Consider the following 12392-nt stretch of genomic DNA (forward strand, 5'->3'; position numbering starts at 1 on the left):
ACAGGTTGGATGCTCGTGTGTGATACACACAACCAAGATTACTGCTTCTTCCCGGATTGGTCGCGTTGCGAAGCAGCGCGGCAACCCTCTTTGCCTGATGACCATAGCGAGTCGGTCCCACCCCTTCCCATCCCGAACAGGACCGTGAAACGACTCTACGCCGATGATAGTGCGGATACCCGTGTGAAAGTAGGTAATCGTCAGGCTCCCTAAGCCGAGAACCCCCGCCCGAACAGGCGGGGGTTTTTGCATTGGTGCGACCGGAAATGCATGCCGACGGTGCGGAGGCGATTCGGCCTTCAAATGCCGCCCAAGCGCGTGAATCGGCCAGACGCGACAGACGCTCCCTGGCGACACATCGATCTCCAGCATCACGATCGCGCGGGGCAAGCAACAATCCCGACTCCATTGGAACTGGGCCGTGGCACGGCCATGACGATGCGCTTCGCGCTGCTCAAGCCATCAAGGCGAGCACCCGAATCAACAGTTCATCGGTTATCTTTGGGTATTCGTGCCCATATCGGTGCGATCTCCTGTCAAACGATGAGATCGAATGCTGGTCCTCGCCAATGCATGCCGCTACATCTCCCTGCTCATAGCTGAAGCCAGCCATGTCGTTCTGGGTGCATCCCGCTCGGCGCTGCCCGAGCCGCTGTTTGCAACTGCCAATGGATCTCGATCCGCCTCATCGGCGATAGCTCCAACCCTGCGCGGCAGACTCCGCCGCTACCACTAGCGCCATGCAATTTCCGTCCTCTCGGACGAGTCGCCCTGCGGATTTGCACGGTCGACAGACCGCGAAGCGTTTCGCCGTTCGCCTCACGTCTCTCCGTAGCCGATGCGCGCCCCCTGGATGAGCTCGTCCCTCACGCTTATCCCTTCGCGTGCGTTGCAAGTTGGAGCAAGGAAGTCGCTACATCGCCGATTCGCGATCTTTTCCTATTTACGTGAGTATTTTTATCATCTTCGCCTAACGCCGCCAATTTTGCTTAGTGCGTCGCGACTGAGAATGGCCCATGTCGAGATGGCCTGCGAACTCCCGCAGCGGCAGAGCGGACTTGCAAGTCCATGGGGCGGCTGCTCGAACGGTGCTTGGGGCATGTGAGGCGTGCTGCCGGCGTTGTGGCGGCAAGTCGCAGAACACGCTTGCGCCAGATTCCGTTAGAAGTCCTCACTGTTGTTTTTGACCAGCACGGGTTGGCCCCGTCGGAGAAGGTAGATTTCTTCGATGAACGAATAGGCGGTGCCGCCGAAACAGTCTCGCCCTTCGCCCAGCAACGCGAAGCGCGTGCCGTCCGTGTCGACGCCGGTTGACCGAATCGCGCATGCGGTACTCGGATCGCTCAGCGCAGAGTGTTCAGCTGGCGGGAATCGGCGAATCGTACTTTTGCCCTGATCCCGGGTCAGCACGAGAATCGCCGGGCAGCGGGTTGCGGATGTCGACGAGCGGGCGTCGCATGTCAGCTTGCCAGCATCCTCGTCCGTATGGGCCGTGCCATATGCGCCTCCATCGAAGCCGACGCAGGTATCCGCGTTCAGTTGAACGAGGTGTGCATCGTACGCACATGCCGGGTGTCGTGCGTACCGCTCGGCCTCGCTGCGATAGGCAGACCAGACATTCATGTTCGTGGGCCTGCACGACGGCTCGACGCAATGTGAGCTGCACTGCTGAACGTTGGCGGCGACCGCGGCGCCCAGGCGGCTCGGCAGCCACGCATGCGGGCGCATATCGTCGCCGATCAGCGGGTGCAGGATATCGAGACAGGTCTCGCTGCCTGTATCGCTCAGGAGGTCGCTATCGCTGCTGCCTGCGGCTGTCAGGTAAACGGATGCATCGTTGAGCAGCCATGCGTATGCAATCGCATCCGAGGTCATCGCGTGCGTCGACGCCCCGCTGCTGGCTGAAGAAGGGAGGCAGTTGGCATCGATGGCCGGTTTCAGCGTGTCGTATGCTGCGCGCGCCGCCGCGCTTTTCGTGCGATCTGCCGTGCGACTCTCGGAAAGAGCCTGCTGCCGAACCATCGAGATCCTCTCCGTACGACACCAGGTATTTGTGGCGTCGTGTGCTTGCGCCCCGGCAGCGACGAAGGTCAATGCAAAGGCCGACAGGCGGAAGAGATTCTGCATGGATTGATAGCGAAGCATTGGAGGAGGCCACTCGAGCGAGCGAATCGAGATGGTATCGCGCCGTCTTTGGGTTCGTGGGCAATGGCGGGGCACTCGACTGGCTTTAGAGTCACTCCGGGGCGTTCGACGATGGGTGGGGCGGCGAAACGGACCGAGGGCTGCGCTCCCGTCGGATCCGGCTTCGGTATCGGGTGTGCTGGCGAAGTCGGCGGAACGATGTCCCCTGCCGGGCGCCGCTTCGATGCGACACCACCCCCGACTTCGGCCGAGTGCATACCGGATCCAGGCGCTACAAACGCTTCCGGCATGGAAATTGCAATTTTTTTGCTTCTACCCGCTTGGCATTCTGCTCTGGAGGCCGTATGATGGCGGTCTTTCGTTTTCAGCAAAGATGAAAATCAGTGCTGAAAACGGGATCTGACGAGGATGTGGACGCCAGTCGGCGATCCTCTCGTGCTTGCCTTAGCCGGGCGAGTGCGGGTGTCGGGTGAGTCGAGTCGGTGCGGTGGAAGAGAATGAAAATAATCTTCCGGATGTGCTTGACAGAAGTTCGATGCACCCCCATAATCGTCAGTTCTCTACGGAGGGGTGCCCGAGTGGCTAAAGGGGGCAGACTGTAAATCTGTTGGCTTACGCCTACGTTGGTTCGAATCCAACCTCCTCCACCAAGAACATCAGCGCAGAGAGCAGTAGGGAATCGTTAGTGGCCCGTGCGGGTGTAGCTCAATGGTAGAGCAGAAGCCTTCCAAGCTTACGACGAGGGTTCGATTCCCTTCACCCGCTCCAGTCCGTGTAGTTGAAGCGTAATACCGCCCATGTGGCTCAGTGGTAGAGCACTCCCTTGGTAAGGGAGAGGTCGGCAGTTCGATCCTGCCCATGGGCACCAGCAGTACAAAGTCAGTGTCTGTTTGCGCGCGGCGCAACCTGTGAATTCCTTTTGGGAGTCGAAAATGGCCAAGGGTAAATTTGAGCGGACCAAGCCGCACGTCAACGTTGGTACGATTGGTCACGTTGACCACGGCAAGACGACGCTGACGGCAGCGATCACGACGGTTCTGACGAAGAAGTTCGGCGGCGAAGCGAAGGCTTACGACCAGATCGACGCGGCACCGGAAGAAAAGGCGCGCGGTATCACGATCAACACGGCACACGTCGAGTACGAGACGGCTAACCGCCACTACGCACACGTCGACTGCCCGGGCCACGCTGACTATGTGAAGAACATGATCACGGGCGCAGCGCAGATGGACGGCGCGATCCTGGTTTGCTCGGCAGCAGACGGCCCGATGCCGCAAACGCGTGAGCACATCCTGCTGGCGCGTCAGGTTGGCGTTCCGTACATCATCGTGTTCCTGAACAAGTGCGACATGGTGGACGACGCTGAACTGCTCGAGCTGGTCGAGATGGAAGTTCGCGAACTCCTGTCGAAGTACGACTTCCCGGGCGACGACACGCCGATCGTGAAGGGTTCGGCCAAGCTGGCGCTGGAAGGCGACACGGGCGAGCTGGGCGAAGTGGCGATCATGAGCCTGGCAGACGCACTGGACACGTACATCCCGACGCCGGAGCGTGCGGTTGACGGCGCGTTCCTGATGCCGGTGGAAGACGTGTTCTCGATCTCGGGCCGTGGTACGGTTGTGACGGGTCGTGTCGAGCGCGGTATCGTGAAGGTCGGCGAAGAAATCGAAATCGTCGGTATCAAGCCGACGGTGAAGACGACCTGCACGGGCGTTGAAATGTTCCGCAAGCTGCTGGACCAAGGTCAAGCGGGCGACAACGTTGGTATCCTGCTGCGCGGCACGAAGCGTGAAGACGTGGAGCGTGGCCAGGTTCTGGCGAAGCCGGGTTCGATCACGCCGCACACGCACTTCACGGCTGAAGTGTACGTGCTGAGCAAGGACGAAGGCGGCCGCCACACGCCGTTCTTCAACAACTACCGTCCGCAGTTCTACTTCCGTACGACGGACGTGACGGGCTCGATCGAGCTGCCGAAGGACAAGGAAATGGTGATGCCGGGCGACAACGTGTCGATCACGGTGAAGCTGATCGCTCCGATCGCGATGGAAGAAGGTCTGCGCTTCGCAATCCGCGAAGGTGGCCGTACCGTCGGCGCCGGCGTCGTCGCCAAGATCATCGAGTAAGCCAGTTATTCGTTGATCGACAGTTTTGGGGCTGGCAACAGCCAGTCCCAACATGGTTTAGGGGTATAGCTCAACTGGCAGAGCGTCGGTCTCCAAAACCGAAGGTTGGGGGTTCGATTCCCTCTGCCCCTGCCAAAAATCGCCACGTGCTACACGTGGCATTTGTTTTAAGGTGTTATGGCGAATCCATCCGTCGAAACTGTAAATACCTCCGGCGATAAGCTGATGCTGGCCCTGGGCGTATTGCTGGTCTTGGCCGGATTCGTGGGCTTCTTCTGGCTGGCCAACCAGCAGTGGTATGTCCGCGGTGCCGCGTTGGCGGTAGGTATCATCGCTGGCGTGGCCGTCGGACTGATGTCCGCACCTGGCAAGAGCCTCATCGCGTTTGCCAAGGATTCGTACAAGGAAGTCCGCAAGGTCGTTTGGCCCACCCGCAAGGAAGCAACGCAAACCACACTCGTCGTGTTCGGTTTCGTGCTCGTGATGGCGATTTTCCTCTGGTTGAGTGACAAATCGATCGAATGGGTGATTTTCTCGGCGATTCTGGGTTGGAAATGATATGAGCGATACTCCGGCATCCCCGAGCGGAAAGCGTTGGTACGTCGTGCACGCCTACTCCGGTATGGAGAAGAGCGTGCAACGTGCGCTTCAGGAGCGCATCGAACGTGCTGGCATGCAGGACAAATTCGGCCAGATCCTGGTTCCGACCGAAGAAGTGGTCGAAGTAAAGGGCGGTCACAAGGCTGTGACCGAGCGTCGTTTCTTCCCCGGCTACGTGCTGGTGGAAATGGAAATGACGGACGAAACGTGGCACCTCGTGAAGAACACGGCAAAGGTCACCGGTTTCGTCGGCGGTGCGCGTAACCGCCCGACCCCGATTTCCCCGAAGGAAGTCGAAAAGATCATGTCGCAGATGCAGGAAGGCGTTGAGAAGCCGCGCCCGAAGACCCTGTTCGAAGTTGGCGAGATGGTGCGTGTCAAGGAAGGTCCTTTCACGGACTTCAATGGCACGGTCGAAGAAGTCAACTACGAAAAATCGCGCGTGCGTGTGTCGGTCACCATCTTTGGCCGCTCCACCCCGGTCGAACTCGAGTTCGGCCAGGTCGAAAAAGTTTGATCCCGATTCGGTGGGCAGCCTCGGCTGCCCACCTTCGCGCTTACGGTCCGCGTTATGGCCGTTGAGGAGCGTCAGTAGCCAGCGGCGAAAGCGCGTTATCACTCACCAGAACGCCGTCTGGCGTTCCAACGAGGTTTTCAAATGGCAAAGAAGATTGTCGGCTTTGTTAAGCTGCAGATCCCTGCAGGTAAAGCCAACCCGTCGCCGCCGGTCGGTCCGGCACTGGGCCAGCGCGGCCTGAACATCATGGAGTTCTGCAAGGCGTTCAACGCGCAGACTCAAGGCATGGAGCCGGGTCTGCCGGTGCCGGTGGTCATTACGGCATACGCTGACAAGAGCTTCACGTTCGTGATGAAGACGCCGCCGGCAACCGTCCTGATCAAGAAGGCGGCGAAGGTGGACAAGGGCTCGAGCAAGCCGCACACCGACAAGGTCGGTTCGATCACGCGCGCTCAAGCCGAAGAAATCGCGAAGACCAAGATGCCGGACCTTACGGCAGCTGATCTGGACGCAGCCGTTCGCACCATCGCTGGTAGCGCACGCTCGATGGGCATCACTGTGGAGGGCGTGTAAATGGCTAAGATCTCCAAGCGCCGTCAGGCATTTGCCGCCAAGGTCGACCGTCAGAAGCTGTACGCGATCGAAGACGCACTGGCACTCGTGAAGGAATGCGCGAGCGCGAAGTTCAACGAATCGATCGACGTCGCAGTTCAGCTCGGCATCGATGCAAAGAAGTCGGACCAGGTCGTTCGCGGTTCGGTCGTTCTGCCGGCAGGTACGGGCAAGTCGGTTCGCGTTGCTGTGTTCGCGCAAGGCGAGAAGGCCGAGCAGGCTCGTGCAGCAGGCGCGGAAATCGTCGGTATGGAAGACCTGGCTGAGCAGATCAAGGCTGGCCAGATGGACTTCGACATCGTGATCGCTTCGCCGGACACGATGCGTATCGTCGGTACGCTCGGTCAGATCCTCGGCCCGCGCGGCCTGATGCCGAACCCGAAGGTCGGTACGGTCACGCCGGACGTCGCGACTGCAGTCAAGAACGCGAAGGCTGGTCAGGTGCAATTCCGTGTCGACAAGGCCGGTATCATCCATGCGACCATCGGCCGTGCATCGTTCGAATCGACCGCACTGCGTTCGAACCTGTCGGCGCTGATCGAAGCGCTGCAGAAGGCGAAGCCGGCAACGAGCAAGGGCGTCTACCTGCGCAAGATCGCACTGTCGAGCACGATGGGCGTCGGCGTGCGTGTCGACCACGCTACGCTGGCAGCACAGTAAGCAAGTATTCGGGCCGCTTCGTTCGCGAAGCGGCCTACATGGGCTTTGGGCGGTTGTTCGTGCAGTAGGGCGGGCAACCGGTTATCAAAGACCGTTGGTGGGACGCAGCAGGCAGGCGATCCCTTAATTCAAGCCAACGCAGATGGCGAACCCGAAAAAGTTTTGCAGTGGTGAAGCCGCAGGTCGTGAAGCGATTCACGGCGTGAGGTGGAAATACTCCTAACGAGGTCGGACGCCGTTGTTGAACGAGGTACGTAAGGTTGTGCCATACCGGCAAGCCGAACGTATCGTTTCTGGAGGCTAACCGTGCCGCTTAATAGAGAAGACAAGCAAGCCGTCGTCGCTGAGGTTTCCGCGCAAGTCGCGAAGGCTCAGACCGTTGTGCTGGCTGAGTATCGTGGAATTGCGGTTGGCGATCTGACCAAGCTGCGCGCGAAAGCGCGTGAGCAACAGGTTTACCTGCGCGTGTTGAAGAACACGCTGGCGCGTCGCGCCGTTGAAGGTACGCCGTTTGCTCCGCTGGCAGAGCAGATGACTGGTCCGCTGATCTACGGCATCTCGGAAGATGCAATTGCTGCTGCTAAGGTCGTCAACGACTTCAGCAAGAGCAATGACAAGTTGGTCATCAAGGCTGGTTCGTTCGATGGCAAGGTGATGGACAAGGCTGGCGTGCAAGCGCTGGCAAGCATCCCGAGCCGCGAAGAACTGCTCTCGAAGCTGCTGTTCGTTATGCAATCGCCTGTTTCGGGCTTCGCGCGTGCTCTGGCCGCGCTCGCCGAGAAGAAGCAAGCGGAAGCTGCGTAAGCGAACGTGCATCAGCGTTACTGATCGCTGGCTGTATCCGAATTCAATTTAGGAGTATTTCAAATGGCAATCGCAAAAGAAGATATCCTGGCAGCAGTCGAAGGGATGACCGTTCTGGAACTGAACGAACTGGTCAAGGCGTTCGAAGAGAAGTTTGGCGTGTCGGCAGCTGCAGTTGCAGTCGCTGGCCCGGCAGGCGGCGGCGCAGCTGCAGCAGCAGAAGAGAAGACCGAATTCACGGTCGTCCTGACTGAAGCAGGCAGCAACAAGGTTGCAGTCATCAAGGCAGTTCGCGAACTGACGGGCCTGGGCCTGAAGGAAGCGAAGGACGTCGTTGACGGCGCACCGAAGGCTGTCAAGGAAGGCGTCGACAAGGCTGCTGCTGAAGAAGCCAAGAAGAAGCTGGAAGAAGCAGGCGCGAAGGTCGAAGTCAAGTAAGTTTCGACGCGCTGTGCGAAGGCTGGCGGTATTTTCACCGCCAGCCTTTTTGTGCTTTGTGGGGACGTTATTCTGGCACTCTTTTGGGAGCCCGAATAATTGGCCCCAGAGGCCAAAGAAAACCGCCAAATCGTTGTCAATGATCTCGATTGGCGTTTCTCTTTGTCTTCTGAAGCGACTGCAGAAGGCAAGTTTGGTCGGGTAGCGGGCAACACAGGCATCCGCTGCCGTCAGCCAGCGGTTGGTAGCGGCCAACCACCAAGCTTCTCGGCTCGTTCAAGCCATCGGGCGGCCATCGGGTCTCAGTCGGTGAACACTCGGGTTTGAAACGTCCAGGTATCCCGCCTCGACAGCACCCGCCGTGATTCGGAGATCGTATGCAATATTCCTTCACCGAGAAGAAGCGCATTCGCAAGAGTTTCGCGAAGCGCCCCATCGTTCACCAAGTTCCGTTCTTGCTGGCTACCCAGCTTGAATCATTCAGCACGTTTCTGCAAGCTGATGTGCCGGCCACGCAACGCAAGCCTGAAGGTTTGCAGGCCGCATTCACATCGGTATTTCCCATTGTTTCGCACAACGGTTTCGCGCGCCTCGAGTTCGTGAGCTATGCGTTGTCCGCGCCGGCATTCAACATCAAGGAATGCCAGCAGCGCGGCCTGACGTACTGCTCCGCACTGCGCGCGAAGGTCCGCCTCGTCATTCTCGACAAGGAATCGCCGAACAAGCCGGTCGTCAAGGAAGTGAAAGAGCAGGAAGTGTACATGGGCGAAATGCCGCTCATGACGCCGACGGGCTCGTTCGTCATCAACGGCACCGAGCGTGTCATCGTCTCGCAGCTGCACCGTTCGCCGGGCGTGTTCTTCGAACACGACAAGGGCAAGACGCACAGCTCGGGCAAGCTGCTGTTCTCGGCACGGATCATTCCGTACCGCGGCTCGTGGCTCGACTTCGAATTCGATCCGAAGGACATCCTGTACTTCCGCGTCGACCGTCGCCGGAAGATGCCGGTCACGATCCTGCTGAAGGCCATCGGCCTCACGCCGGAACAGATCCTCGCGAACTTCTTCGTGTTCGACAACTTCACGCTGATGAACGAAGGCGCGCAACTCGAGTTCGTGCCCGAGCGCCTGCGTGGTGAAGTCGCGCGTTTCGACATCACGGATCGTGATGGCAAGGTCATTGTCCAGAAGGACAAGCGGATCAACGCGAAGCACATTCGCGACCTCGAAGCCGCGAAGACCAAGTTCATCTCGGTGCCGGAAGACTATCTGCTCGGCCGCGTGCTGGCGAAGAACGTCGTCGACGGCGATACTGGCGAAGTGATCGCGAGCGCGAACGACGAAGTCACGGAAAGCGTGCTCGAGAAGCTGCGCGAAGCGGGCATCAAGGATATCCAGACGCTCTACACGAACGATCTGGACCAGGGTCCGTACATCTCGTCGACGCTGCGTGTCGACGAAACGACCGACAAGACCGCCGCGCGTATCGCGATCTACCGCATGATGCGCCCGGGCGAGCCGCCGACCGAAGAAGCGGTCGAGGCGCTGTTCAACCGTCTGTTCTACAGCGAAGAAGCGTACGACCTGTCGAAGGTCGGCCGTATGAAGTTCAACCGTCGCGTCAGCCGTGACGAGATCATCGGCCCGATGACGCTGCAGGACGACGACATCCTCGCGACGATCAAGATCCTGGTCGAACTGCGCAACGGCAAGGGCGAAGTGGACGATATCGACCACCTCGGCAACCGTCGTGTGCGTTGCGTCGGCGAACTGGCGGAAAACCAGTTCCGCGCGGGTCTCGTGCGTGTCGAGCGCGCGGTCAAGGAACGCCTCGGCCAGGCCGAAAGCGAAAACCTGATGCCGCACGACCTGATCAACTCGAAGCCGATTTCGTCGGCCATCCGCGAGTTCTTCGGTTCGTCGCAGCTGTCGCAGTTCATGGACCAGACCAACCCGCTGTCGGAAATCACGCACAAGCGTCGCGTTTCCGCACTGGGCCCGGGCGGTCTGACGCGCGAACGCGCAGGCTTCGAAGTTCGTGACGTGCACCCGACCCACTACGGCCGCGTGTGCCCGATCGAAACGCCGGAAGGTCCGAACATCGGCCTGATCAACTCGCTCGCACTGTACGCGCACCTGAACGAGTACGGCTTCCTCGAGACGCCGTACCGCAAGGTCGTGGACAGCAAGGTGACCGACCAGATCGACTACCTGTCGGCGATCGAAGAAGGCCGCTACATGATCGCGCAGGCGAACGCCGCGATCGACGAGAACGGCCAGCTGATCGACGAACTCGTGTCGTCGCGTGAAGCCGGCGAAACGATGATGGTCACGCCGGACCGTATCCAGTACATGGACGTCGCGCCGTCGCAGATCGTGTCGGTTGCAGCTTCGCTGATTCCGTTCCTCGAGCACGACGACGCGAACCGTGCACTGATGGGTTCGAACATGCAGCGTCAGGCCGTGCCGTGTCTGCGTCCGGAAAAGCCGGTCGTCGGTACGGGCATCGAGCGTACCTGCGCGGTCGACTCGGGCACGACGGTTCAGGCGTTCCGCGGCGGTGTCGTCGACTACGTCGACGCAGGCCGTATCGTGATTCGCGTGAACGACGACGAAGCAGTCGCAGGTGAAGTCGGTGTCGACATCTACAACCTGATCAAGTACACGCGTTCGAACCAGAACACGAACATCAACCAGCGTCCGATCGTGAAGATGGGCGACAAGGTCTCGCGCGGCGACGTGCTGGCCGACGGCGCCTCGACGGACCTGGGCGAGCTCGCGCTCGGCCAGAACATGCTGATCGCGTTCATGCCGTGGAACGGCTACAACTTCGAGGATTCGATCCTGATCTCGGAGAAGGTCGTGGCCGACGATCGTTACACGTCGATCCACATCGAAGAGCTGAACGTCGTTGCACGCGACACGAAGCTCGGGCCGGAAGAAATCACGCGCGACATCTCGAACCTGGCGGAAGTCCAGCTCGGCCGTCTCGACGAATCGGGCATCGTGTACATCGGTGCTGAAGTCGAAGCGGGCGATGTGCTGGTCGGCAAGGTCACGCCGAAGGGCGAAACCCAGCTGACGCCGGAAGAGAAGCTGCTGCGCGCGATCTTCGGCGAGAAGGCTTCGGACGTGAAGGACACGTCGCTGCGCGTGCCGTCGGGCATGAACGGCACCGTGATCGACGTCCAGGTGTTCACGCGTGAAGGCATCCAGCGCGACAAGCGTGCGCAACAGATCATCGACGACGAACTGAAGCGCTACCGTCTCGACCTGAACGACCAGTTGCGCATCGTGGAAGGCGACGCGTTCCAGCGTCTCGCACGCATGCTGGTGGGCAAGGTCGCGAACGGCGGTCCGAAGAAGCTCGCGAAGGGCACGAAGATCGACCAGGCTTACCTGGAAGACCTCGACCACTACCACTGGTTCGACATCCGCCTGGCGGAAGACGAAGCAGCGGCACAGCTCGAAGCGATCAAGAACTCGATCGAAGAGAAGCGTCACCAGTTCGACCTCGCGTTCGAAGAGAAGCGCAAGAAGCTCACGCAAGGCGACGAACTGCCGCCGGGCGTGCTGAAGATGGTCAAGGTGTACCTCGCGGTGAAGCGTCGTCTGCAGCCTGGCGACAAGATGGCAGGCCGTCACGGTAACAAGGGCGTCGTGTCGAAGATCGTTCCGATCGAAGACATGCCGTACATGGCCGATGGCCGTCCGGCAGACGTCGTGCTGAACCCGCTCGGCGTTCCGTCGCGGATGAACGTGGGTCAGGTTCTGGAAGTGCACCTCGGCTGGGCCGCGAAGGGCCTCGGCTGGCGTATCGGCGAAATGCTGCAGCGTCAGGCGAAGATCGAGGAACTGCGCGTGTTCCTGACGAAGATCTACAACGATTCGGGCCGCCAGGAAGATCTGGAAAGCTTCACCGACGACGAGATCCTCGAACTCGCGAAGAACCTGCGCGAAGGCGTGCCGTTCGCGACGCCGGTGTTCGACGGTGCGACCGAGGAAGAAATGGGCAAGATGCTCGACCTCGCGTTCCCGGACGAGATCGCCGAACAGCTCGGCATGAACCCGTCGAAGAACCAGGTCCGCCTGTACGACGGCCGCACGGGTGAAATGTTCGAACGTCGCGTGACGCTTGGCTACATGCACTACCTGAAGCTGCACCACTTGGTCGACGACAAGATGCACGCGCGTTCGACCGGCCCGTACTCGCTCGTCACGCAGCAGCCGCTGGGTGGTAAGGCGCAGTTCGGTGGCCAGCGTTTCGGTGAAATGGAAGTGTGGGCACTCGAAGCGTATGGCGCGTCCTACGTGCTGCAGGAAATGCTGACGGTGAAGTCGGACGACGTGAATGGCCGGACCAAGGTTTATGAAAACCTCGTCAAGGGCGATCACGTGATCGATGCAGGCATGCCGGAATCCTTCAACGTGCTCGTGAAGGAAATCCGCTCGCTCGGTATCGACATCGATCTCGACCGCAATTAATCGGACTAC

9 protein-coding genes, 4 tRNA genes and 1 rRNA gene are annotated in these 12392 nt (G+C 59.9%); 13 read left to right on the forward strand and 1 reads right to left on the reverse strand.

Annotation, left to right across the window (positions count from 1 at the left end; genetic code table 11):
* Window positions 1-93: 93 nt before the first annotated feature.
* Window positions 94-206 (forward strand): 5S ribosomal RNA (rrf, locus tag BME24068_RS14715).
* Between the two features lie 955 nt (window positions 207-1161).
* On the opposite strand, the gene BME24068_RS14720 is transcribed toward rrf, so the two are convergent.
* Window positions 1162-2127, reverse strand: a complete 966-nt coding sequence (locus tag BME24068_RS14720) for a hypothetical protein (protein WP_174926522.1) — start codon at window positions 2125-2127, stop codon at window positions 1162-1164.
* Between the two features lie 582 nt (window positions 2128-2709).
* Here BME24068_RS14720 and BME24068_RS14725 point away from each other — a divergent pair.
* The 12 genes from BME24068_RS14725 to rpoB all read left to right on the forward strand — a co-directional run bounded on the left by BME24068_RS14725 (window position 2710) and on the right by rpoB (window position 12383).
* Window positions 2710-2795 (forward strand) — tRNA-Tyr (locus tag BME24068_RS14725).
* A gap of 44 nt (window positions 2796-2839) precedes the next feature.
* Window positions 2840-2913 (forward strand) — tRNA-Gly (locus tag BME24068_RS14730).
* 25 nt (window positions 2914-2938) lie between these two features.
* Window positions 2939-3013: transfer RNA gene (locus BME24068_RS14735), tRNA-Thr, on the forward strand.
* 64 nt (window positions 3014-3077) lie between these two features.
* Entirely contained in the window at window positions 3078-4268 is a 1191-nt protein-coding gene (gene tuf, locus BME24068_RS14740; protein ID WP_011350666.1) for an elongation factor Tu, read from the forward strand.
* A gap of 59 nt (window positions 4269-4327) precedes the next feature.
* Window positions 4328-4403 (forward strand) — tRNA-Trp (locus tag BME24068_RS14745).
* Window positions 4404-4445: 42 nt separating this feature from the next.
* The gene (secE, locus tag BME24068_RS14750) at window positions 4446-4826 is read left to right on the forward strand and encodes a preprotein translocase subunit SecE (RefSeq protein ID WP_006482892.1); all 381 of its coding nucleotides are present in this window, start codon (window positions 4446-4448) and stop codon (window positions 4824-4826) included.
* A gap of 1 nt (window position 4827) precedes the next feature.
* Window positions 4828-5385, forward strand: coding sequence for a transcription termination/antitermination protein NusG (gene nusG, locus BME24068_RS14755; RefSeq protein WP_006400672.1), 558 nt, complete (start codon window positions 4828-4830; stop codon window positions 5383-5385).
* Window positions 5386-5526: 141 nt separating this feature from the next.
* Window positions 5527-5958 (forward strand): 50S ribosomal protein L11, encoded by a 432-nt coding sequence (gene rplK / locus BME24068_RS14760; protein ID WP_096508991.1) that lies wholly within the window; start codon window positions 5527-5529, stop codon window positions 5956-5958.
* Window positions 5959-6657, forward strand: a complete 699-nt coding sequence (gene rplA / locus BME24068_RS14765) for a 50S ribosomal protein L1 (protein WP_096508990.1) — start codon at window positions 5959-5961, stop codon at window positions 6655-6657.
* A gap of 306 nt (window positions 6658-6963) precedes the next feature.
* A complete protein-coding gene (gene rplJ / locus BME24068_RS14770; protein ID WP_021161756.1) occupies window positions 6964-7461 on the forward strand; it encodes a 50S ribosomal protein L10 in 498 nt (165 codons plus the stop codon).
* Between the two features lie 63 nt (window positions 7462-7524).
* Complete coding sequence (gene rplL / locus BME24068_RS14775; protein ID WP_174926523.1) at window positions 7525-7899, forward strand: 50S ribosomal protein L7/L12; 375 nt, start codon at window positions 7525-7527, stop codon at window positions 7897-7899.
* Between the two features lie 377 nt (window positions 7900-8276).
* Window positions 8277-12383, forward strand: a complete 4107-nt coding sequence (rpoB, locus tag BME24068_RS14780) for a DNA-directed RNA polymerase subunit beta (RefSeq protein WP_174926524.1) — start codon at window positions 8277-8279, stop codon at window positions 12381-12383.
* Window positions 12384-12392: the final 9 nt, after the last annotated feature.

The organism is Burkholderia anthina (genome assembly GCF_902498995.1).
Lineage (GTDB): Bacteria > Pseudomonadota > Gammaproteobacteria > Burkholderiales > Burkholderiaceae > Burkholderia > Burkholderia anthina.